At 70.9% G+C, this 20975-nt stretch carries 23 protein-coding genes and 1 pseudogene; 16 read left to right on the top strand and 8 right to left on the bottom strand.

Features of this window, described 5'->3' with window-relative positions; translation table 11 throughout:
• Nucleotides 1-157: 157 nt before the first annotated feature.
• The gene (gene dnaA, locus ID804_RS11615; RefSeq protein WP_169080319.1) at nucleotides 158-1570 is read right to left on the bottom strand and encodes a chromosomal replication initiator protein DnaA; all 1413 of its coding nucleotides are present in this window, start codon (nucleotides 1568-1570) and stop codon (nucleotides 158-160) included.
• Between the two features lie 279 nt (nucleotides 1571-1849).
• Between dnaA and rpmH the strand changes: the two genes are divergently transcribed.
• From rpmH to ID804_RS11575, 8 genes are all read left to right on the top strand, one after another.
• Nucleotides 1850-1987 carry a 50S ribosomal protein L34 gene (gene rpmH / locus ID804_RS11610; RefSeq protein WP_022881903.1) on the top strand — a complete coding sequence of 46 codons (138 nt, stop codon included), beginning with the start codon at nucleotides 1850-1852 and terminating at the stop codon, nucleotides 1985-1987.
• Between the two features lie 9 nt (nucleotides 1988-1996).
• A complete protein-coding gene (rnpA, locus tag ID804_RS11605; RefSeq protein WP_169080317.1) occupies nucleotides 1997-2341 on the top strand; it encodes a ribonuclease P protein component in 345 nt (114 codons plus the stop codon).
• The gene (gene yidD / locus ID804_RS11600) at nucleotides 2338-2640 is read left to right on the top strand and encodes a membrane protein insertion efficiency factor YidD (RefSeq protein ID WP_169080315.1); all 303 of its coding nucleotides are present in this window, start codon (nucleotides 2338-2340) and stop codon (nucleotides 2638-2640) included. Before rnpA ends, yidD begins: the two co-directional genes overlap by 4 nt.
• A gap of 8 nt (nucleotides 2641-2648) precedes the next feature.
• Nucleotides 2649-3602 carry a membrane protein insertase YidC gene (gene yidC, locus ID804_RS11595; RefSeq protein WP_169080313.1) on the top strand — a complete coding sequence of 318 codons (954 nt, stop codon included), beginning with the start codon at nucleotides 2649-2651 and terminating at the stop codon, nucleotides 3600-3602.
• Nucleotides 3603-3604: 2 nt separating this feature from the next.
• Nucleotides 3605-4114: a Jag family protein gene (locus ID804_RS11590; protein ID WP_169080367.1), complete on the top strand. Its 510-nt coding sequence runs from the start codon at nucleotides 3605-3607 to the stop codon at nucleotides 4112-4114.
• A 90-nt stretch (nucleotides 4115-4204) separates the two neighbouring features.
• Nucleotides 4205-4861 carry a 16S rRNA (guanine(527)-N(7))-methyltransferase RsmG gene (gene rsmG / locus ID804_RS11585; protein WP_169080365.1) on the top strand — a complete coding sequence of 219 codons (657 nt, stop codon included), beginning with the start codon at nucleotides 4205-4207 and terminating at the stop codon, nucleotides 4859-4861.
• Nucleotides 4862-4940: 79 nt separating this feature from the next.
• Nucleotides 4941-5834 (top strand): ParA family protein, encoded by an 894-nt coding sequence (locus ID804_RS11580; RefSeq protein WP_169080311.1) that lies wholly within the window; start codon nucleotides 4941-4943, stop codon nucleotides 5832-5834.
• The gene (locus tag ID804_RS11575) at nucleotides 5834-6784 is read left to right on the top strand and encodes a ParB/RepB/Spo0J family partition protein (RefSeq protein ID WP_169080309.1); all 951 of its coding nucleotides are present in this window, start codon (nucleotides 5834-5836) and stop codon (nucleotides 6782-6784) included. Before ID804_RS11580 ends, ID804_RS11575 begins: the two co-directional genes overlap by 1 nt.
• Before the next feature lie 39 nt (nucleotides 6785-6823).
• Here the strand turns inward: ID804_RS11575 and ID804_RS11570 are convergent, their stop codons facing one another.
• The 6 genes from ID804_RS11570 to ID804_RS11545 all read right to left on the bottom strand — a co-directional run bounded on the left by ID804_RS11570 (nucleotide 6824) and on the right by ID804_RS11545 (nucleotide 14571).
• Complete coding sequence (locus tag ID804_RS11570; protein WP_169080307.1) at nucleotides 6824-7831, bottom strand: D-alanine--D-alanine ligase family protein; 1008 nt, start codon at nucleotides 7829-7831, stop codon at nucleotides 6824-6826.
• A 10-nt stretch (nucleotides 7832-7841) separates the two neighbouring features.
• Entirely contained in the window at nucleotides 7842-9149 is a 1308-nt protein-coding gene (locus ID804_RS11565; protein ID WP_169080305.1) for an aminotransferase-like domain-containing protein, read from the bottom strand.
• A 170-nt stretch (nucleotides 9150-9319) separates the two neighbouring features.
• Entirely contained in the window at nucleotides 9320-9643 is a 324-nt protein-coding gene (gene trxA, locus ID804_RS11560) for a thioredoxin (protein WP_169080303.1), read from the bottom strand.
• A gap of 43 nt (nucleotides 9644-9686) precedes the next feature.
• Nucleotides 9687-10643 carry a thioredoxin-disulfide reductase gene (trxB, locus tag ID804_RS11555; protein ID WP_169080363.1) on the bottom strand — a complete coding sequence of 319 codons (957 nt, stop codon included), beginning with the start codon at nucleotides 10641-10643 and terminating at the stop codon, nucleotides 9687-9689.
• A gap of 83 nt (nucleotides 10644-10726) precedes the next feature.
• Complete coding sequence (gene murJ / locus ID804_RS11550) at nucleotides 10727-12397, bottom strand: murein biosynthesis integral membrane protein MurJ (RefSeq protein ID WP_169080301.1); 1671 nt, start codon at nucleotides 12395-12397, stop codon at nucleotides 10727-10729.
• Entirely contained in the window at nucleotides 12394-14571 is a 2178-nt protein-coding gene (locus ID804_RS11545) for a DUF6049 family protein (protein WP_169080299.1), read from the bottom strand. The genes murJ and ID804_RS11545 overlap by 4 nt, the downstream gene beginning before the upstream one ends.
• Nucleotides 14572-14597: 26 nt before the next feature.
• On the opposite strand from ID804_RS11545, the gene ID804_RS11540 reads away from it, so the two are divergent.
• From ID804_RS11540 to ID804_RS11505, 8 genes are all read left to right on the top strand, one after another.
• Complete coding sequence (locus tag ID804_RS11540; protein WP_169080361.1) at nucleotides 14598-16040, top strand: CCA tRNA nucleotidyltransferase; 1443 nt, start codon at nucleotides 14598-14600, stop codon at nucleotides 16038-16040.
• 134 nt (nucleotides 16041-16174) lie between these two features.
• Nucleotides 16175-16549 (top strand): 30S ribosomal protein S6, encoded by a 375-nt coding sequence (gene rpsF / locus ID804_RS11535; RefSeq protein WP_169080297.1) that lies wholly within the window; start codon nucleotides 16175-16177, stop codon nucleotides 16547-16549.
• A 2-nt stretch (nucleotides 16550-16551) separates the two neighbouring features.
• Complete coding sequence (locus tag ID804_RS11530; RefSeq protein WP_169080295.1) at nucleotides 16552-17067, top strand: single-stranded DNA-binding protein; 516 nt, start codon at nucleotides 16552-16554, stop codon at nucleotides 17065-17067.
• Nucleotides 17068-17110: 43 nt separating this feature from the next.
• On the top strand, nucleotides 17111-17371 hold the full coding sequence (rpsR, locus tag ID804_RS11525) for a 30S ribosomal protein S18 (RefSeq protein ID WP_055857729.1): 261 nt from the start codon (nucleotides 17111-17113) through the stop codon (nucleotides 17369-17371).
• A 10-nt stretch (nucleotides 17372-17381) separates the two neighbouring features.
• Nucleotides 17382-17834, top strand: coding sequence for a 50S ribosomal protein L9 (gene rplI, locus ID804_RS11520; protein WP_169080293.1), 453 nt, complete (start codon nucleotides 17382-17384; stop codon nucleotides 17832-17834).
• Between the two features lie 468 nt (nucleotides 17835-18302).
• Entirely contained in the window at nucleotides 18303-19694 is a 1392-nt protein-coding gene (dnaB, locus tag ID804_RS11515; protein ID WP_169080291.1) for a replicative DNA helicase, read from the top strand.
• Nucleotides 19695-19764: 70 nt separating this feature from the next.
• Nucleotides 19765-20400, top strand: a complete 636-nt coding sequence (locus ID804_RS11510; protein ID WP_169080289.1) for a hypothetical protein — start codon at nucleotides 19765-19767, stop codon at nucleotides 20398-20400.
• Nucleotides 20397-20636 (top strand): hypothetical protein, encoded by a 240-nt coding sequence (locus ID804_RS11505; RefSeq protein WP_169080287.1) that lies wholly within the window; start codon nucleotides 20397-20399, stop codon nucleotides 20634-20636. The genes ID804_RS11510 and ID804_RS11505 overlap by 4 nt, the downstream gene beginning before the upstream one ends.
• 27 nt (nucleotides 20637-20663) lie before the next feature.
• On the opposite strand, the pseudogene ID804_RS11500 reads toward ID804_RS11505, so the two are convergent.
• A pseudogene (locus tag ID804_RS11500) lies at nucleotides 20664-20975 on the bottom strand (adenylosuccinate lyase); the annotation flags it as partial.

Raw genomic sequence — 20975 nt, 5'->3', positions numbered from 1 at the left:
CTCGCCCGAGTGTCATCCCCGGGTTATCCACAAGCTCTCCCCAGTGTGCGAAACCACCGTCGAACCTGGCAACCACCTGTGCGGAGGGACAAGAACGGCCCGGGCGCATGCCCGGGCCGCATCCGTTCACGCCGTCGCGGGCGCGTCAGGGACGAGATCAGCCGTACCGGTGGTTCTGCTTGATGCGGCTCGTGAGCTCGGTGACCTGGTTGTAGATCGAGCGGCGCTCCTTCATGAGCTCGCTGATCTTCTTGTTCGCGTACATCACCGTCGTGTGGTCGCGATTGCCGAACAGCTGGCCGATCTTCGGCAGCGACAGGTTCGTCAGCTCGCGGCACAGGTACATCGCGATCTGGCGAGCCGTCGCGACCGCCTGCGAGCGCGACGAGCCGTAGAGGTCGTCGACCGTGAGCTTGAAGTAGGCCGCGGTGTGATTGATGATGTCGACCGGCGCGATGACGTTGTCCTCATCGAGGGTGATGAGGTCTTTCAGCACCGTCTGCACGAGCTGCATGTCGACCGGCGTGCGGTTGAGGTTCGCGAACGCCGTGACGCGGATGAGCGTGCCCTCGAGCTCGCGGATGTTGCTCGAGACCTTCGAAGCGATGTACTCCAGCACGTCGTCGCGCACCTGCAGCCGATCGTTCTGCGCCTTCTTGCGCAGGATCGCGATGCGGGTCTCGAGGTCGGGCGCCTGCACGTCGGTGATGAGGCCCCACTCGAAGCGGCTGCGCATCCGGTCTTCGAAGCCCGTCAGGTGCTTCGGGGGCAGGTCGCTCGTGATGACCACCTGCTTGTTGTGGTCGTGCAGCGTGTTGAAGGTGTGGAAGAAGGCCTCCTGGGTCGAATCCTTGCCCTGCAGGAACTGGATGTCGTCGATGAGCAGGATGTCGATCTCGCGGTAGCGCGACTGGAACAGACTCGCGCGGTTGTTCGCGATCGAGTTGATGAAGTCGTTGGTGAACTCCTCGCTCGACACGTAGCGAACGCGGATGCCGGGGTACAGGCTCTCGGCGTAGTGGCCGATCGCGTGCAGCAGGTGCGTCTTGCCGAGCCCTGACTCGCCGTAGATGAACAGCGGGTTGTACGCCTTGGCCGGTGCTTCGGCCACGGCGACCGCGGCGGCATGGGCGAAGCGGTTCGAGCCGCCGATGACGAAGTTGTCGAAGCTGTACTTCGGGTTCAGTCGGCTGTCGCTGCGCTTGTCGCTCGCGGTCAGCGGCGTCGCCGGGGCGACCGTCTGCTCGATGTACGGGGTCGGCTCGATGGTCTCGACCGGGGCGTCGAAGCCGTCGTTCTGGATCTCCGGGTTGACGACGATCGCGAAGCTCGTGACCGCGTCACCGGCCACGTTCGAGAGGGCGTTGAGCAGCGGCAGGCGGATGCGCTGCTCGAGCATGCCGCGCGTCAGCTCGTTCGGCACCTCCAGGTAGAGGGTGCCCGCCATGACGCCGCGCGGTTCGACGAGGCTGATGAACCCGTGCAGCTGCGGGGTGATGCGCTCGTCCGCGGTGAGGACGGACTGCACCGAGTTCCACAGCTCGAGGGTGGAGTCGGCCTCGTCCGTCATCGCGTCGCTCCTCGGGGGGTCGGTGGCGTGGTCGCAGTGCTCGGCGGCTGCACGGTTCGCCGCGGCGCGCCATCGAGGCACCACTGTAGACCTCCGCGGCGCGTCGCTCCCAATGGTGGTCGCACGCGATGGTGATAATGCGCGGATGCCCGGGCGCGGTTTGACCGCAAGCCCGGCCGACCGTACTGTTAACCGGTTGACTTCTGTCCGGGTCGATCTTGCGATGTCCGGGCACCGCCCGTCGTCGCCTCCGTTTCATGGAGGCGGAGGAGAACTCTCATGAGCAAGCGCACGTTCCAGCCCAACAACCGCCGCCGCGCCAAGGTGCACGGCTTCCGTCTGCGCATGCGCACCCGTGCCGGCCGCGCCATCCTCGCCGCGCGTCGCCGCAAGGGCCGCACCGAGCTCTCGGCCTAAGACCCTCCGGTGCTCGGCCGAGCGCACCGGGTCACGCACCCCGACGATTTTCGCGCTGCAGTGCGAAAAGGTCGACGCGCCCATGCCGAGCACGCTGTGCTCCATCGACTGCGCTCCCCCTCCTTCACAGGGCCCCGCTTCGGGGTCATCGTGTCGAAGCAGGTCGGGAGCGCTGTCGTTCGCAACCGGGTCCGCCGCCGCATCCAGGCGGTGTGCGCCATGGCGATCGAGACCGTGCCGGTGCCCGCGACCGACCTCATCGTGATTCGGGCCCTCCCAGGCGCGGGCGAGATCGACTGGGATACTCTGCGGGCGGAGATCGACGGCGGCTTGCGACGGGTGGTGGCGGCATGAGCATCCTGCGCTCGCTGCTGCTCGTGCCGCGCAACCTCGTGATCGCTCTGCTGCGGGTGTATCGGGCGGTGATCTCGCCGCTCTACGGCGACGTCTGCCGCTACTACCCCAGCTGCTCGGCCTTCGCGCTCGGCGCGGTGCAGGAGCACGGCGTCGCCCAGGGCGGCTGGCTCGCTGCGCGCCGGCTCGCGCGCTGCCACCCCTGGGCCGAGGGCGGCATCGACGACGTTCCCCTCCACGAGCACTCCCCCTACCGGCGCACCCGGTTCGGGTTCGTGGTGATCGACAGAAAGGCATAACCCCCGTCATGGATTTCTTCAGCCTCATCCTGTGGCCCATCAAGTGGGTCATCGAGGCGATCCTCGTGGGCTGGCACACCCTGTTCATGGCCCTGGGCATGGACGCGGCCTCGGGCATCACCTGGGTGCTGTCGATCACCGGGCTCGTGCTCGTGGTCCGTGCGGCGCTCATCCCGGTGTTCGTGCGTCAGATCAAGAGCCAGCGCCGCATGATGGAGATCGCGCCGCAGCTCAAGAAGATCCAGGACAAGTACAAGGGCAAGCGCGACCAGTTCTCGCGCGAGGCCATGTCGCGCGAGACCATGGAGCTCTACAAGCGCACGGGCACCAACCCGCTGTCGTCGTGCCTGCCGCTGCTGCTGCAGATGCCGATCTTCCTCAGCCTGTTCTATGTGCTCAGCGACGCGTACGCCGGCAAGCGCGGCGTGGGTCTGCTCAACGAGCAGCTCTCCGAGCAGTTCGGTGACGCCTCGCTGTTCGGCCTCGCCCCTCTCGGCTCGTCGATGGTGAGCTCGGAGGGCAACGTCGCCGTCATCGTCATCGCCGTGATCCTGGTCATTCTCATGACCGCGTCGCAGTTCATCACGCAGCTGCAGATCATGTCGAAGAACCAGTCGCCGGAGATGAAGGCGTCGCCGATGTACCGGCAGCAGCGCGTGCTGCTCTACCTCCTCCCCCTCGTGTTCGCCTTCTCGGGCTTCGCCTTCCCGCTCGGCGTGATGTTCTACTGGTTCGTCTCGAACATCTGGACGATGGTGCAGCAGTTCATCGTCATCCGGAACATGCCGACTCCCGGTTCCGAGGCCGCGCTCGCTCGGGAGGCGCGCCTCGCCAAGAAGCGCCAGCGCCGCGGTCTGCCCACCATCGTCGAGGACGAGCCGGAGCCCAAGGCCGAGGAGCCGAAGAAGACGCAGCGGCAGCAGCCCGTCGGCAAGAACCGCGCGAAGAAGAAGGGCAAGTGACCGTGACCGATGTGACCGAGAACCCCACCGAGTCGGTCGACGCGCCCGTCGACGCGGAGGCGCTCCTGGACGAGGGCGACATCGCCGCCGACTACCTGGAGGAGCTGCTCGACCTCGCCGACCTCGACGGCGATCTCGAGATCGAGACGCGCGCCGGTCGTGTCTACCTCTCGGTCGAGTCCGAGAACGCGGATGACCTGCGCCTGCTCTCCAAGCCCGACGTCGTCTCGGCTCTGCAGGAGCTGACCCGCCTCGCCGTGCACGCCCGCACCGGCGAGTTCTCCCGCCTCATCCTCGACGTCGGCGGCTCGCGCGACGCACGGGCTCAGGAGCTCGCGGCGCTCGTCGACCGCGCAGTCGAGCGCATCGAGGGCGGCGCCTCCTCGGCCGCGCTCCCCCCGATGTCGAGCTACGAGCGCAAGCTCGTGCACGACCTCGTCGCTGAGCGCGGTTTCACCTCGGAGTCCGAGGGCGAAGGCGCCGAGCGCCACACCGTCATCCGTCGCGCCTGACGGCGACCGTTTCACGTGAAACATCACGAGGAGCGCGCAGGCGCGACCGCCGACGCGGACGAGCGCGGGATCGACCGCGCTCCGGTCGCCCTGACCGGCGACGAGGCCGTCGCCGCACTGGAGCCGGAGCCGGTCGCGGCCGCCGCGCTCTTCGGTGACCGCATCGACCTCGCCCGCCGATTCACGCGCGACCTCGCCTACTACGGCGAGACCCTCGGCCTCATCGGGCCGCTCGAGCTGCCGCGCCTCTGGTCGAGGCACGTGCTCAACTCGGCGGTCATGGCGCCGCTGCTGCACGAGGGCGCGCGGGTCGGCGACATCGGCAGCGGGGCCGGACTGCCGGGGCTCGTGCTCGCGATCGCCCGGCCGGATGCGCATCTGGTGCTCATCGAGCCGATGGAGCGTCGATGCGACTGGCTCACCGCCGAAGCGGAGCGGCTCGGGCTCACGAACGTGACGGTGCTGCGGGCCCGCGCGGAGGAGGCCTTCTCGGCCGGGCTTCTCGATCAGGCGACGGCGCGCGCGGTCAGCGCCCTGCGGACGCTCATCCCGATCACGGCGCCGCTCGTGCGCAGCGGCGGCGAGCTGCTGTTCCTCAAGGGCGAGCGCGTGCACGACGAGATCGCGAAGGCCGCGAAGCAGATCGCGAAGGCTCGACTCGGCGACGTGGAGGTGCTCGAGCTCGGCGGTGGCCTCCTGCCCGAGGTGACGCGCGTCTTTCGAGCTACAGTGGACGGAGCATCCTGAGCCCACGGGCTCGGAGCGACGGGCGGGCGCCGAATCGGCGCCCGTTTCACGTGAAACATCCGACTTCGGAAGGCTGAGGATGACCGCCGGCGGCACGTTCGACGAGTCGACTCCCCTCGCTCGGGAGATCGCCGACATCACGCGTCGGCGACTGGCGCTGCAGCAGGCCGATCTGCCACTGCCCGCCTCCCCCCGCGTCTTCACCGTGTCGAACCAGAAGGGCGGCGTCGGCAAGACGACGACGACCGTGAATCTCGCCGCCGCGCTCGCCCGCTCGGGTGCGCGCGTGCTCGTGATCGACCTCGACCCGCAGGGCAACGCCTCCACCGCGCTCGGCGTCGAGCACCGCGCCGAGACGCCGAGCGTCTACGACGTCATCGTGGGCGACGCCGAGATGGATGACGTCGTGCAGAAGAGCCCTGAGTTCGACCACCTCTACTGCGTGCCGGCGACGATTCACCTCGCGGGGGCCGAGATCGAGCTCGTGAGCCTCGTCGCCCGCGAGCAGCGCCTGCGGACGGCACTCGACACCTACCTGCAGGAGGTCGACGAGCCCGTGCACTACGTGTTCATCGACTGCCCGCCCTCGCTCGGCTTGCTCACCATCAACGCCTTCGTCGCCGCGCGCGAGGTGCTCATCCCCATCCAGTGCGAGTATTACGCGCTCGAGGGCCTCAGCCAGCTGCTGAACTCGATCAAACTCATCGAGAAGCACCTCAATCCCGAGCTGCGGGTCTCGACGATCCTCATGACGATGTACGACGGTCGCACGAACCTCGCGCAGCAGGTCGTTGCCGACGTGCGCGAGCACTTCCCCGACCTCGTGCTCGACACGCTCATCCCCCGCTCGGTGCGCATCAGCGAGGCGCCCTCGTTCGGGCAGAGCGTCATCAGCTACGACCAGTCCTCCGCCGGATCGCTCTCGTACCTCGAAGCGGCGGCGGAGATCGCGAAGAGAGGGGCGACCACCTGATGGCCACCAAGCGCACCGGACTCGGCCGCGGCATCGGGGCGCTCATCCCGATGAGCGAGGGTGATCGGGATCGCCCCGTCGACGTGTTCTTCCCGCCGGCAGCCGAGGCGAGCGAGCTCGCCGCCGTGCCGGGCGCGCGGCTCGCGGCGATCGCACCGAGCGACATCGTGCCGAACCCGCAGCAGCCCCGCACCGAGTTCCGGGAGGAGGAGCTCGCCGAGCTCGTGCACTCCGTGCGCGAGTTCGGGGTGCTGCAGCCCATCGTCGTCCGCGAGCGCGCGGGCGCGCAGCAGGGCGAGGCGCAGTACGAGCTCATCATGGGCGAGCGCCGGCTGCGAGCATCCACCATCGCCGGCCTCGAGACGATCCCCGCGATCGTGCGCAACACCGCCGATGAGGACATGCTGCGGGATGCCCTGCTCGAGAACCTCCACCGCGCGCAGCTGAACCCGCTCGAGGAGGCGAGCGCGTACCAGCAGCTGCTCGAAGACTTCGGCAGCACGCAGGAGCAGCTCGCCGAGCGCCTCGGCCGCTCGCGCCCCCAGATCAGCAACACCCTGCGCCTGCTGCGCTTGCCCGAGGCAGTGCAGGCCCGCGTCGCCGCCGGGGTGCTGAGCGCCGGGCACGCCCGCGCGATCCTCTCGACCAACGACCCCGCGCTCATGCAGCGCCTCGCCGACAAGATCGTCAACGAAGAGCTCTCGGTGCGCGAGGCGGAGGCCGCCGCGCAGCAGCTGAGCGGTGCCGCGGGCACGCGCAAGACAAAGCGACCCGCGCCCGGTGGCCGTCAGGCGCAGCTCGACGAGATCGCGGAGCGCCTCGGCGACCGGCTCGACACGCGCGTGAAGATCGCGCTCGGCGCCAAGAAGGGGTCGATCACGATCGACTTCGCCACGATCGGCGACCTCAACCGCATCCTCGGCGAGCTAGGCGACGAGGGCTTCCGCTAGGGCGACAGCCCCGTTCTCGGAGCGGGAAAACGCGTCTGATCAGGCCTTTTCCTGCGCCCGCTCGTCCCGGATCGCCGCCTGCGCGAGCGCCGCGTAGACCCAGCCCACGTCGTGCCCAGCCGCCTCGAGCGCGAGTGCGATCGTCGACGTCTCGGTGAGCCCGGGCATGACGCTCGCCTCGAGGAACCACGGCGTGCCCGCGCCATCGACGATGAGGTCGATGCGGCTCAGGTGACGCAGGCCGAGCGCGCGGTGGGCATCCAGCGCGATCGCGGTCGCGCGCGCCGCGACCTCCTCGGCGATGCGGGCAGGTGCGTAGAAGCGGGTCTCCCCCGCGTTGTAGCGCGCCTCGAAGTCGTAGACGCCCGAGAGCGGCTCGATCTCGACCGCGGGCAGCGCGACCGGGCCGTCACCGGTGTCGATGACGCCGATCGCGATCTCGGTGCCCCGGATGCGCTGCTCGACGATGGCGACGTCGCAGTAGGTGTACGCCTGCACCATCGCCCGCCGCAGCTCGTCGTCGGTCGCGACGAGCGAGACGCCCTGCGCCGACCCGCCCTGCGCGGGCTTGACCGCGAGCTCGCCCGGCAGCTCACCGCGCACGACCGCGAGCACGCTCTCGGCGCCCAGCTCGCGGAACGCATCGCGGGTCAGCGTGATCGCGTGCGGGGTGGGCACTCCCGCGCGCTCGACGAGCGTCTTCGCCGTCGGCTTGTCCCAGGCCAGTCGCGTCGCGGCAGCGCGGGAGCCGACGTAGGGCACGCCGAGGAACTCCAGCAGCGATCGCAGCGCGCCATCCTCGCCGCTCGCACCGTGCAGGGCCGGCCACACGACATCCGGGCGATCGGCGAGCAGCGCCGGCAGCAGCGTCGCATCCGGATCGCGCAGTTCCACGTGCAATCCGTGCGAGGCGAGCGCATCGGCGACCTTGCGGCCCGAGCGCAGCGAGATCTCGCGCTCGTGCGAGATGCCGCCGGCGAGCACGACGACGCGCGCGCCGGCGCTGGTGGGGGCCGAGGAGGTCGGGACGTCGGGGGAAGGGCTCATGCGGGTCGGTTCATCCCAGGTTCGGCGGCGGGCTGATGACGTGCGGCTCCGGCAGCACGAGGTCGACGGGGCCCGTCGGGTGGAAGGTCGACAGCAGCTCCTGCTCGCCGCGCACGACGCTCGCGAGGCGACGGATGCCCTCCCGGATCTCCCCCGGCGGCGGGTAGCAGTACGACAGACGCAGATTCGCGCGCCCCGAGCCGTCGGCGAAGAACGCCGTGCCGGGCGTGTAGGCGACGAGCTCCTTCACCGCGCGCGGCAGCATCGCCTTCGCGTCGAGACCCTCCGGCAGCGTCACCCAGACGTAGAAGCCGCCGTTCGGGTTCGTCCACGTCAGGTCGGGCAGGTAGTGCTCGAGGGCGTCGATGAGGGCATCCCGCCGCTCGCGGTACAGGCCGCGGAAGGTGTCGATCTGGCCCTTCCAGTCGGCGTTGGCCAGGTAGTCGCTCACGATGAGCTCGTTGACGGCGCTCGGCGAGAGGATCGCCGACTCGGCCGCGAGCACGAGCTTCTCGCGGATCGCGTGCGGCGCGAGCGCCCAGCCGATGCGGAAGCCCGGGGCCAGGGTCTTCGAGAACGAGCCTAGGTAGACGATGCCGTCGGTCTCGACCGAGCGCATGGCGTGCGGCGCCGGCCGGTCGAACCAGAGCAGGCCGTAGGGGTTGTCCTCGATGATGAGCACGCCCTCGCGGCGCGCGATCTCGATGATCTCCAGGCGGCGCTCCCAGCTGAGCGTGACGCCGGCCGGGTTGTGGAAGTTCGGGATGAGGTACAGGAACTTGATGCGGCGGCCGGCGGCGCGCAGCGAGGCGATGCGCTCGCTCAGCGCCGCCGGGATCATGCCGTCGTCGTCCATCGCGACGTGGCTGACCTCCGCCTGGTACGAGCGGAAGATGCCCATCGCACCGACGTACGACGGCGACTCGGCGAGCACGACGTCGCCGGCGTCGAGGAAGAGCTTGGCGATGAGGTCGAGGGCCTGCTGCGAGCCGGTCGTCACCACGACGTCGTCGACGCTCGCGCGCACGCCCTCGAGCGCCATGATGTCGAGGATGTGCTCGCGCAGCTCTGGCGTGCCCTGCCCCGAGCCGTACTGCAGCGCCCGGGCGCCCTGCTCGCGCATGACGCGCTCCATCGACGCGGTCACGCTCTCGAGCGGCAGCGCGCGCACGAACGGCATGCCGCCGGCGAGCGAGACCACCTCGGGGCGGGAGGCGACCGCGAAGAGCGCTCGAACCTCGGAGGCCGACAGGCCCGCCGTGCGGTCGGCGTAGAGGCCGTACCAGGGGTCGAGGTTCGTTCCTTCGCGGGGAATCACGCCGTATCACCACCGATCACGAGGCTGCCCGAGTCGGCAGTACCCTCCAGCGTACGGCCAGAACGCGGAACGGCCCGCCCCGGGGGGCGGGCCGATCGTCGCGGATCGAACGACGCGAGCGCGGCATCCCCTCGATGACGGCGGCGGATGCTCGGCGCGCGTCGGGCGCGCTACGCCAGGAACTCGGCCAGGTCGGCCTCGAGCGCCGGCTTCGGCTTCGCGCCGATGACGGTCTTCACGACCTCGCCGCCCTTGAAGACCTTCATCGCCGGGATCGACGTGATCTGGTACTTCATGGCCGTCTGCGGGTTGTCGTCGACGTTGAGCTTGACGATGTCGATCTTGTCGGCGTTCTCGCTCGCGATCGCGTCGAGGATGGGTGAGACGGCGCGGCACGGGCCGCACCACTCGGCCCAGAAGTCGACCATGATCGTCTTCTCGCTGTTGAGGACCTCCTGCTCGAAGGTCGCGTCGGTGACGTCGCGCGTGCTCATGCTCTCTCCTTGTGGGTCGTGGTGGGTCGGTGCTGGCTGGGGGTCAGGCGGTCGCGGCGGCCGTCTCGCGCTGCGCGTCGTGCAGGCCCTCGAGGTAGTGCTGGGCGTCGAGCGCCGCGACCGTGCCGCTGCCGGCGGCCGTGATGGCCTGGCGGTAGGTGGGGTCGACGACGTCGCCGGCGGCGAAGACGCCCTCGACGCTCGTGCGCGACGAGCGGCCCTCGACCGCGATCGTGCCGTGCTCGGTGAGCTCGAGCACGCCGTGCACGAGGTGCGTGCGCGGGTCGGCGCCGATCGCGATGAACAGACCCGAGACGTCGAGGGTGGTCTCCTCGCCGGTGACGGTGTCGACGAGGCCGACGCCGGTGACGAGGTCGGCGCCGTAGATGTGCTCGACCGTCTTGTTGAACAGGAACTCGATCTTCGGGTCGTTCTTCGCGCGGTCCTGCATCGCCGCGGAGGCGCGCAGGGTCTCGCTGCGGTGGATGACGTAGACCTTGTCGGCGAAGCGGGTGAGGAAGGTCGCCTCCTCCATCGCCGAGTCGCCGCCGCCGACGACCGCGACGGTCTTCTGCCGGAAGAACGCGCCGTCGCACGTGGCGCACCACGAGACGCCGTAGCCGCTCAGGCGCTCCTCGTCGGCGAGGCCGAGCTTGCGGTAGGCCGAGCCGGTCGCGAAGATGACCGCGTGCGCCTCGTGGCGGTCGCCGTTGCCGAGCGTGACCGACTTCACGGGGCCCTCGAGCTCGAGCGCGACGACGTCGTCGTAGACGATCTCGGCGCCGAAGCGCTCGGCCTGCTGCTGCATGCGCGTCATGAGGTCGGGGCCCATGATGCCCTCGGGGAAGCCGGGGAAGTTCTCGACCTCGGTGGTCTTCATGAGCTCGCCGCCGAACTCGACCGAGCTCGCGATGACGAGGGGCTCCAGGTTCGCGCGCGCCGCGTAGATGGCGGCGGTGTAGCCCGCCGGGCCGGAGCCGATGATGATGACGTGCCGCATGACGTTCCTCACGTGGTGGGTGCCGAGGCGGTGGCGCGCCGGCACGGGTGACAACCCATCCTAGGTCGGCGCTATTCCGCCCGTCAGCGCCCGAGCCGCCGGCGCACCAGGCCGACGACGTGCGTCGCATCCGGCACCCGCATGAGCACCAGCGCGCCCCCGTAGAGCACCACCATGGGCACGGCGACGGCGACGATGGTGACGAGGGCCCCGCCGACCGAGTCGCGCGCGAAGCCCGTGGCTCCCTCCGGCCCGCCGAAGACGCCAAGCGCCGCGCCGATCGCGAGCCCGACGACGAGCGCCGGCACGGCGGCGACGACGAACTGGGTCATGCGGCGCAGCGTGCCGCGAGCATCCAGCCCCCCGAGGCGTCGGCTCAGCACGATGCCGCCCAGCACCATCTGGAAGGCGCCGGCGAGCGAGGTGACGATGCCGACGCCGACGACGATCCACTCCGTCGGCAGCATCAGGCAGCTGAGCGCGCCCGCGATGAAGAACGCGGTGTGCGCGACCTGCAGCCAGAACGCGGTGCGCGTGTCATCGAGGGCGTAGAACACGCGCTGCATCACGAAGTACACGCTGAAGGGCACGAGCCCGATGATGAAGGCGATGAGCACGGTCGCGATCTGATCGATCGCCTCCTCGGCGAAGATGCGGCCGAACGGCACGGCGACGGCGATGAGCCCGACGGTCGCGAGGGTCATGAGCAGCGCCGTGATGCGGATCGAGTCGATCGTGTCGGTGCGCACCGCGGCGAGGTCGCGATCGCGGGCGTGCGCGCTCATGCGGGTCAGGTACGCCGTCACGAGCGAGACCACGACGACCGAGTGCGGCAGCATGAACAGCAGCCATGCGGTGCGCATCACCATGAGCGAGGCGTCGTTCTCGTTGGCGGCCTGCGCGGCGACGTTCGTCTGCACGATGCCGCCGATCTGCATCACGACGATCATCGCGAAGACCCAGCTCGCGGCGCGGCCGGTCGCGCCGAGGCCGACGCCCCGCCAGCGGAAGTCGGGGCGGTAGCGCAGCCCCGCCCGGCGCCAGAACAGCACGAGCACGAGCGCCTGCGTCGCGACGCCGAGGGTCGCCGACCCGCCGAGCACGGCGATCATCTCGGGCGTCCAGGCGGATGCCCGGCTGACGTCGGCGTCGAACAGCGCGCCGAACGCCAGCAGGCCCGCGATCGCGACCACGTTGTTGATTGCCGGTGCCCACGTGAACGGCCCGAAGACGCGTCGCGCGTTGAGCACCTCGCCGAAGAGCGTGTAGAGCGCGTAGAAGAGCACCTGCGGCAGGCACCAGTAGGCGAAGGCGGTCGCGAGGGCGAGCTCCTCGCTCGAGAAGCCGCGGTCGGACGCGCCGAAGGGCGCCGCGTAGAGGCTCACGAGCAGCGGGGCTGCGAGCGTCGCGATCACGGCGGCGCCGAGGAACGCGACGATGCCGAGCGTCACGAGGCGGTTGATGAAGCCCTGGCCGCCGTCCGCGGCCACGCTCGCCCGCACGATCTGCGGCACGAGCACGGCGCTCAGCACGCCGCCGGCGACGATCGCGTAGATGTTGTTGGGCAGCTGGTTGGCGAGCGCGAAGGTGTTGGCGCCGGCGCCGATCGCCCCGATGGTCGAGGTGAGCAGCACGGCGCTGACGAAGCCGAGCAGGCGCGAGACGATCGTGCCGGCGGCGAGCACGAGGCTCGCCCGGCCGACGCCTCCGGAGCGGTCGTTGGGGGTCGACTCGTCGTCGCGGCCGTCGCTCACGAGGCCTCCGACTCGCCGGATCGGCGGCTGCGCCGACGACGGATGTCGCGGATCAGCCCGACGACGAACAGCCCGCCGACGGCCGCGCCGAGCACGACGATCGCCGCGGTCTCCCACCCGGCCTGCAGGTTGAGCTGCACGCTCGCGGGCGACCCCACGACGGCGTCGTTCGCGTCGAGCAGCGTCACCACGATCGCGACGTCGCCGTTCGTGAGCGACTGCACGGGCACGAGGGCGCGAGTCTGCGACTGCGGCTCGATGATCGCCTCGACGCGCGGCTCCTCCACGCGCAGGCGGGCGTTGGCGGGGTCGACGCTGACGAAGACGCGCACGGCGACGTCGAGGTCGTTCTGCACCGTCACGGGCAGCGAGGTGCGGTCGGCGAGCAGGGTGATCGTGCTGCCCTCGACGATCTGCACGCTCGAGCGCAGCTCGGCCGACTGCGCGAGGAAGGTCTCGGCCGCGCTCGTCGCCTCCTCCTGCCAGCCGAGCGAGAGGGCGGCGAGCAGCTCCAGGCGCCGCTCGTCGGTGATGAGCGCCGGCTCGACGGCGACGGCGGCGAAGGCCCGATCGGCGGTTTCGGCGTCGAGCAGTCGGCCGACCTCGGCGCTGCGCTCGGGCGCGAGCGGAGCATCCACGACCGTCACCGCGGGGCCGGATGCTGTGCTCGCCGCCGCGAGCGACCCCCCGCGAGCCCACGGCAGGGCCTCGATCGCGCCCAGCAGGTCGAGCAGGCGCAGCGAGTTGCCCAGCCGGTCGCGGCTGAGCGCGATGAGCGGCACGTCAGAGGCGTCGGCAGCACTCGAGGCGGCGAGCAGGGCGGAGGTGCGGGCGAGGGCCTCCTGCCACTCCTGCTCGCTCGTCGCGGCGACGGCATCGCGCGCCGCACGCGAGAGCGCATCGTCGGCGCGGAGCACCCGCAGCTCGCCGACGGTGCCGACGAGGCCGTCGTCGCCCTGCAGCGCCTCGGATCCGACGATCGCGGTCGCGGTGCCCGAGGCGGCGAGCACCCCGAGTGCCTCGGCCGTGACGGCGCCATCGCCGGGCCACGCGATCGACTCGAGGTCGTGCGGCCACGCGGCCAGGTCGGCGAGCGTCGGCACCGCGGGCCCCTCGGAGGGGTCGGGCGTCGGCGAGGCGGAGGGCGTCGCGGAGCCGGAGGGGGTCGGGTCGGCGTCGCCGCCGGCTCCCTGCCCGGCGCCCTCCTCGGCCGGCGCCTCCTCGACGGGCTCGAGCACGGTGGGGTCGATCGCGCCGCCGGCGCCCTCGACCGGGGGCAGCGGCACGCCGCGCGCGAGGGCGGTCGCGAGCGGGTCGGCGTCGGCCCAGGCGAGCGCGAAGGTCTCGTTCGGCACGAGCGCGAGTCGATCGAGGAAGGCTGTCGCCGACTCCGGAGCGCCGGAGCCGAGGAGGCGGATGGAGGCGATGATGCGCGGGTCGACGCCGATCGCGACGGGGCGGCCGGCGACGGCGTCGAGCGTGCGCACGAGCAGCCCGCCGGGTGCGGTCAGCACGTCGAGATCGGCGGCGGGGATGAACGGCTCGGCAAAGCCGGGTGCCGCGAGCGGCACGACCGCGGTGACGGTGCTCACGGGCGGCGTCGCGCCCTCCGGCACCCAGACGATCGCGGAGCGCGCCGAGCCGAGCACGTCGGAGCCCGCGACGATCGAGGCCTCGAGCGCGCGCGGCCCCCACTCCCCCGTGAGCCCCGCGGCGTCGCCCGCGACTCGCAGCTGCGCGCTCGCCGCGGAGCCCGGCTCGAGGGCGGGGATCGCGGCGGTCGCGATCGGGTTCGGTCGAGCATCCGTCTCGGCACCGCCGAACCAGGCCGCGAGCGCCTCGGAGCCCAGCGGAGCGCCCCCCGCGAGCGCGATCGTCGCCGTGCCGGGCGGGGTCGCCTCGGTCGAGACGTTCGTGGCGACGAGCGTGACGACGAGCTCGCCGTCGGCCGCCACGAGCCCCGACTGCTGCGGGGCGAGCGACACCTCGAGGGCGCTCGCGGGCGAGGCGTGCTCGGTCGCGGCGGCCGGCGCGGCGGGGCCGAGGGTCGCGGCAGCGAGCATCGGCAGCGGCGTCAGCGCGCCGAGAAGCAGGGCCAGCAGGGGGGTCGCGAGCAGGGCGCGCACCCGGGTCGCGGGCGCGGCAGAACCCCCTCGCACCCGCTCGGCCGACATGCTCGGAAGTCTAGACTCCTGTGACTATGCAGAGCGTGGCGGAGGCCCTCGACCGGCTGCGGGCCCTCGCCGCCGCCGAACCGCTGGCGACCCTCGCGGCGCGCTTCGAGGCGGCCGGCCACGAGCTCGCCCTCGTCGGCGGGCCGGTGCGCGATGCCTTCCTCGGTCGGCCGGTCAACGACCTCGACCTGACGACGAGCGCGCGGCCCGACGACATCATCCGCATCGTGAAGCCCGTCGCGTCGGCGCACTGGGACATCGGGCGCGCGTTCGGCACGATCGGCGCCCGCATCGGTGACGACACCGTCGAGATCACGACCTACCGCTCCGACGCCTACGACCCCGACTCGCGCAAGCCCGAGGTCGCCTTCGGCGACACCCTCGAGGGCGACCTCGAGCGGCGCGACTTCACCGTCAACGCGATGGCGCTGCGCCTGCCGAACCTCGCCCTCGTCGACCCCAGCGGCGGCTTCGACGACCTGCTCGCCGGCCGCTTGCGCACGCCGATCTCGCCCGAGCGCTCGTTCAGCGACGACCCGCTGCGCATGCTGCGCGCCGTGCGCTTCGCCGCCCAGCTCGGCCTCGACGTCGACGAGCCGACTCTCGCCGCCATCGAGGGCATGCGCGAGCGACTGTCGATCATCTCGGCCGAGCGCGTGCGCGACGAGCTCGTGAAGCTGCTGTCGACGCCCGCGCCGCGCCGCGGGCTCGAGCTGCTCGTCGCCACGGGGCTCGCCGAGCTCGTGCTGCCCGAGCTGCCCGCGCTGCGGCTCGAGGTCGACGAGCACGCCCACCACAAAGACGTCTACGAGCACTCGCTCACGGTGCTCGACCAGGCGATCGAGCTCGAGGCCGCGCGAGGTGCGGGGGCGGATGCTCCCGCCGACGTCGTGCTGCGGCTCGCCGCCCTGCTGCACGACATCGGCAAGCCCGCGACGAAGAAGGTCGAGCCGGGCGGGGCCGTGACCTTCCACCACCACGACGTCGTCGGCGCGAAGCTCGCGCGCAAGCGGCTCACCGCGCTGCGCTTCGACAAGGAGACGATCGTCGCCGTCTCGCGCCTCATCGAGCTGCACCTGCGCTTCTTCGGCTACGCCGACGCGCCGTGGACCGATTCCGGGGTGCGCCGCTACGTGCGCGACGCGGATGCCCTGTTGGAGCGCCTCCACATCCTCACCCGCGCCGACGTCACGACCCGCAACCGCCGCAAGGCCGCACGACTGCGCGGCGCCTACGACGAGCTCGAGCAGCGCATCGTTGCCCTCGCCGCGCAGGAGGAGCTCGACGCGATCCGCCCCGACCTCGACGGCGAGCAGGTCATGGCGATCCTCGGCCTGACCCCCGGGCCGCTCGTCGGCCAGGCGTACCGGTTCCTGCTCGAGCTGCGACTCGACGAGGGGCCGCTGGGGGCGGAAGAGGCCGAGCGGCGACTGCGGGCCTGGTGGCAGGAGCGCGACGGAGCCTCGTGAACTGGCGCGCAGCATCCGTCATCGACTACGCTGTGCAGGTTGCCCGGGGCCCTGTCCCCATGGGCGACTGATGCCATAACCCTCCTGCTGCAGATCGTCTGCAGCCGTTCGAGTCCGAAGGAGGTGGGTGAGTCATGCATCAGTACGAGTTGATGGTGATCCTCGACCCCGAGATCGACGAGCGCACGGTCGCTCCGAGCCTCGACAAGTTCCTCAACGTCATCCGCAATGACGGTGGGAACATCGAGAACGTCGACATCTGGGGCCGTCGTCGCCTGGCGTACGAGATCCAGAAGAAGAGCGAGGGCATCTACGCCGTCGTGAACTTCACCGCGAACCCCGCGGCCACGCAGGAGCTCGACCGTCAGCTGAAGCTCAGCGAGGCGGTCATGCGCACCAAGGTGCTGCGTGCCGAGGAGGCCGTCGCCCGCGTCGCCGCGTTCGAGGCCAAGGCTGCCGAGAAGGCCGCCTCGAAGTCGGCCCGCGAGGCCGCCAAGGCCGCGGAGTAGTCGTGGCCGGCGAGACGATCATCACCGTCGTCGGCAACCTGACCGCCGACCCCGAGCTGCGCTACACGCAGAACGGGCTCGCAGTGGCGAACTTCACCATCGCGTCCACCCCCCGCACGTTCGACCGTCAGGCGAACGAGTGGAAGGACGGCGAGGCGCTGTTCCTGCGCGCGAGCGTGTGGCGTGAGTTCGCCGAGCACGTCGCCTCCTCGCTGACGAAGGGCTCGCGCGTCATCGCGCAGGGTCGCCTGAAGCAGCGGTCGTACGAGACGAAGGAAGGCGAGAAGCGCACGAGCATCGAGCTCGAGATCGACGAGATCGGGCCCAGCCTGCGCTACGCCACCGCTCAGATCACCCGCACGTCGGGCGGTTCGGGCGGCATGGGTGCGATGGGCGGCGGCCGCGGTGCCGCGCCGGTCGCCGACGAGCCGTGGGGGGCTCCCGCCAGCGCGGGTGGCGCCTCGGGCGGCGACGTCTGGAACACGCCCGGCTCCTTCTCCGACGACACCCCGTTCTGATCCGGTCGAGCACCGGTAACTGATTTCGTAAAGGACAACCACTATGGCTGGCAAGAGCAGCGGCGACCGCCGCAAGCCTCGCGGCGGCAAGGGCGCGAAGAACGCCGCCCCCGCGAAGGCGATCAAGGTGGGCATCATCGACTACAAGGATGTCGCCACCCTCCGCAAGTTCATCTCCGAGCGCGGGAAGATCCGCGCTCGCCGTATCACCGGTGTCTCCGTGCAGGAGCAGCGCCTCATCGCCCGCGCCGTCAAGAACGCGCGCGAGATGGCTCTGCTGCCGTACGCCGGCGCTGGCCGCTAAGGGGGCCGCGATGTCGAAGCTCATTCTCACGCAGGACGTCACGGGCCTCGGTGCCCCGGGTGACGTGGTCGAGGTCAAGAACGGCTACGCCCGCAACTACCTCATCCCGCAGGGCTACGCCGTGGCGTGGACCCGTGGTGGCGAGAAGCAGGTCGAGCAGATCAAGGCCGCTCGCGCTGCGCGCGAGCACGCCACGATCGAGGAGGCTCAGGACCTCAAGGCGCGCCTCGAGGCGCACCCGATCAAGCTGGCCGTCAAGGCCGGCGCCGAGGGCCGCCTGTTCGGCTCGGTGAAGACCTCCGACGTGGCTGCGGCCGTCGAGGCGGCCGGCATCGGCTCGATCGACAAGCGCCTGGTCGAGCTCGTCGCGCCGATCAAGACCGTCGGCACCCACGAGGCGATCCTCAAGCTCCGCGACGGCATCGTCGCGACGATCACCCTGCAGGTGGTCGCCGCGAAGTAGTCGCGCAGCGCGCTTCTCACGACGCCCCCGTCGAGCCTCGGCTCGCGGGGGCGTCGTCGTGCTCCTAGCGCCTCAGCGACCCTCCGCGCAAGAGCGGAATCGCGCTTTTCGCACCGCTCTGTGCACAGGTGAGCACGTCGGCGCCCCAACCCTGAAGTGGCGGTTGAACCTACTTTCCCCACACATGGTGTGGATGGAGAAAACCCAGGTCAGGGCGCGGTAATGCCCCACAGTTCGACCGGTTCACCACAGGCCTCTCCACAGGCTCTGCACACGGTGCACGGCGTTTCTCGACAGCTCTCCACATCGTTATTCACAGGGTGGGTTTGAGCGCTCTCCGGCCCCTTCCTACTGTGGCCCGGTACCTCGATCCCGGCCCCGCGCCGCGCGCCCCTCCTCGGGTGTCGGCGGTGGGCGGTAGACCGTGATCAGGCCCATCCGACCTCATCGTCAGCAGCAGGAGGCATCGTGTCGCTCGCGCACATCGGCAGCGCCCTCGACGCTCGAGGCGGCTCCGATCACCGCGGCTCGGAGGCGCGCGGTTCGGAGCGCACGCCGCCGCACGACCTGCTCGCCGAGCAGAGCGCGCTCGGCGGCATGCTGCTGAGCAAGGATGCGGTGGCCGACGTCATCGAGGTCGTGCGCGGCATCGACTTCTACATCCCCAAGCACGAGGTGATCTTCGAGGCGATCCTGTCGCTCTACGCGCACGGCGAGCCGACCGACGTCATCGCGGTGACCGACCAGCTCACCAAGACCGGCGACCTCACCCGCGCCGGCGGCGCCGACTACCTGCACACCCTCACGGCGATCGTGCCGACCGCCGCGAACGCCGGCTTCTACGCCTCGCTCGTGGCCGAGAAGGCGGTGCTGCGTCGTCTCGTCGACGCCGGCACCCGCATCGTGCAGATGGGCTACGCGAGCGAGGGCGAGGTGACCGACCTCGTCAACAACGCGCAGGCCGAGATCTACGCGGTCGCCGGCGGCACCCAGACCGAGGACTACGTGCCGCTCACCGAGGCGGTCAACGAGGCCATCGACGAGATCGAGGCCGCCCGCGGTCGCGACGGGTCGATGACGGGCGTGCCGACGGGCTTCGCCGACCTGGATGCCCTGACCAACGGCCTGCACGCCGGTCAGCTCATCCTCATCGCGGCGCGCCCCGCGCTCGGCAAGTCGACCGTCGCGCTCGACTTCGCCCGCGCCGCCGCGATCAAGCACAGCATGCCGACCGTGTTCTTCTCGCTCGAGATGGGGCGCAGCGAGATCGCAATGCGCCTGCTCTCGGCCGAGGCCTCGGTGCCGCTGCACGCGATGCGCAAGGGCACGCTCGAGTCGCGCGACTGGACGACGATCGCCGCGACGCGCGGCCGCATCAACGACGCGCCGCTCTACATCGACGACAGCCCGAACATGACGCTCGTCGAGATCCGCGCGAAGTGCCGCCGCCTCAAGCAGACCGTCGGGCTGAAGATGGTCATCATCGACTACCTGCAGCTCATGACGAGCGGCAAGCGCGTCGAGAGCCGCCAGCAGGAGGTCAGCGAGTTCTCGCGAGCGCTCAAGCTCATGGCGAAGGAGCTGCAGGTGCCGGTCGTGGCGCTCTCGCAGCTCAACCGCGGCCCCGAGCAGCGCGCCGACAAGAAGCCGGCGCTGAGCGACCTGCGCGAGTCGGGCTCCCTCGAGCAGGATGCCGACATGGTGATCCTGCTGCACCGCGAGAGCGCCTACGAGAAGGAGAACCCGCGCGCGGGCGAGGCCGACTTCATCGTCGCCAAGCACCGCAACGGCCCGACCGACACGATCACGGTCGGCTTCCACGGGCACTTCTCGCGCTTCGCCGACATGCCGCGCGTCTAGGCGTCCACCGATGCCGGTGCGCGCGCTCGTGCGCAGAGTTCGCACGGCCGGTGCGGCCTAGGCTGGAGCCATGACCGAGCTCGACCCCGCCCGCGACGACGCGTCGGCAGTCGGTGCACCCGCCGGCGATCCGGTCGAGGCCGGTGCGCTGCGCGCCGCGATGATCGCCCGGGCCCTGCCCGCGATCGGCGTCGGCCTCGGCATCACCTTCACCGCCGACCACTCCTCCCGCCTCGGCCTGCTCGCCCTCGGCGTGCTCGGCCTCGCGAGCGCCGTCGCCCTCGTCGGCGGCGCGCTGCGGCTGCCGCGCGGTGAGGCGCTGCGCGACCTCCACCTCGGCCTCGGCGTCGTCGCCGGCCTCGCCGGAGCCATCGCCCTCGTGCTGCCGGGCACGCGTCTGAGCTTCCTGCTGCTGATCCTCGGCGCGTGGGCCACCATCGCCGGGGCGCTCGAGCTCGTGTGGGGGCTGCGGCACCGCCGCGGCGCGGCGGGCGCGCGGGCCGGTGCCGGGCATCCGGTCGCACGCGACGCCCTCATCGTCGGCGCCGGCACGCTCGCCCTCGCCCTCGTGATCGCCCTCATCAGCGACCCCGTCTCGGCCGTCGGCTTCCTCGGCGCCTACGGCGTCGTCGTCGGCGTCTTCCTCGTCATCGCCGCCCTCAGCCTGCCGCGCGGCACCGCTTCGAAGGAGCACTCCCCCTCATGACCGAACCCCGTCGCCGCGAGCGCCTGCGCCCGGCCGAGCTCATCGGCTTCGCCGGCATCATCGCCCTCTTCGCGGGCGGCGTCATCTTCATGGTGACGCGCGATCTCGCCTTCGCGGCGATCGTGCTCGGCGCGACCTTCGTCATCGACCTCATCGTCGTCTCGATGCTCATGCTGGCGATCACGCCCAACAAGCCCATGGACGGCGAGCTGCCGCCGAGCACCCCCCACGACTGAGCGGATGCCCGGCGCGGGTCGCCTGTATCAGCGCGCGACGCGCCGCGCCAGCTCGCCCGCGAGACCGGCGTAGCCCGCTGGGGTCAGTTCGCGCAGCCGCGCCTTCGCGGCGTCCGAGATGTCGAGGCCGTCGACGAAGGCCCGCAGCTCGTCGCCGCCCACGCGGTGGCCGCGCGTGAGCTCCTTCAGCAGCGCGTACGGATCCTCGATCGAGCTGCGCCCGGCGGTCACCTCGGCGCGGATCACCGTCTGGATGGCCTCGCCGAGCACCTCCCAGTTGCCGTCGAGGTCGCGAGCCAGGGCATCCCGATCGAGGTCGATCTCGCCGAGGCCCTTGAG

The sequence above is a fragment of the Microcella alkalica genome (genome assembly GCF_014595885.1).
Lineage (GTDB): Bacteria > Actinomycetota > Actinomycetes > Actinomycetales > Microbacteriaceae > Microcella > Microcella alkaliphila_B.
This window is presented reverse-complemented; position numbering and strand designations above follow the sequence as displayed.

Excerpts from the sequence above, each read along its gene's own strand:
- dnaA (WP_169080319.1), bottom strand. The coding sequence starts at position 1,570 with ATGACGGACGAGGCCGACTCCACCCTCGAGCTGTGGAACTCGGTGCAG.
- rpmH (WP_022881903.1), top strand. The coding sequence starts at position 1,850 with ATGAGCAAGCGCACGTTCCAGCCCAACAACCGCCGCCGCGCCAAGGTG.
- yidD (WP_169080315.1), top strand. The coding sequence starts at position 2,338 with ATGAGCATCCTGCGCTCGCTGCTGCTCGTGCCGCGCAACCTCGTGATC.
- yidC (WP_169080313.1), top strand. The coding sequence starts at position 2,649 with ATGGATTTCTTCAGCCTCATCCTGTGGCCCATCAAGTGGGTCATCGAG.
- ID804_RS11580 (WP_169080311.1), top strand. The coding sequence starts at position 4,941 with ATGACCGCCGGCGGCACGTTCGACGAGTCGACTCCCCTCGCTCGGGAG.
- ID804_RS11575 (WP_169080309.1), top strand. The coding sequence starts at position 5,834 with ATGGCCACCAAGCGCACCGGACTCGGCCGCGGCATCGGGGCGCTCATC.
- ID804_RS11570 (WP_169080307.1), bottom strand. The coding sequence starts at position 7,831 with ATGAGCCCTTCCCCCGACGTCCCGACCTCCTCGGCCCCCACCAGCGCC.
- trxA (WP_169080303.1), bottom strand. The coding sequence starts at position 9,643 with ATGAGCACGCGCGACGTCACCGACGCGACCTTCGAGCAGGAGGTCCTC.
- trxB (WP_169080363.1), bottom strand. The coding sequence starts at position 10,643 with ATGCGGCACGTCATCATCATCGGCTCCGGCCCGGCGGGCTACACCGCC.
- ID804_RS11545 (WP_169080299.1), bottom strand. The coding sequence starts at position 14,571 with ATGTCGGCCGAGCGGGTGCGAGGGGGTTCTGCCGCGCCCGCGACCCGG.
- ID804_RS11540 (WP_169080361.1), top strand. The coding sequence starts at position 14,598 with ATGCAGAGCGTGGCGGAGGCCCTCGACCGGCTGCGGGCCCTCGCCGCC.
- rpsF (WP_169080297.1), top strand. The coding sequence starts at position 16,175 with ATGCATCAGTACGAGTTGATGGTGATCCTCGACCCCGAGATCGACGAG.
- rpsR (WP_055857729.1), top strand. The coding sequence starts at position 17,111 with ATGGCTGGCAAGAGCAGCGGCGACCGCCGCAAGCCTCGCGGCGGCAAG.
- rplI (WP_169080293.1), top strand. The coding sequence starts at position 17,382 with ATGTCGAAGCTCATTCTCACGCAGGACGTCACGGGCCTCGGTGCCCCG.
- ID804_RS11510 (WP_169080289.1), top strand. The coding sequence starts at position 19,765 with ATGACCGAGCTCGACCCCGCCCGCGACGACGCGTCGGCAGTCGGTGCA.
- ID804_RS11505 (WP_169080287.1), top strand. The coding sequence starts at position 20,397 with ATGACCGAACCCCGTCGCCGCGAGCGCCTGCGCCCGGCCGAGCTCATC.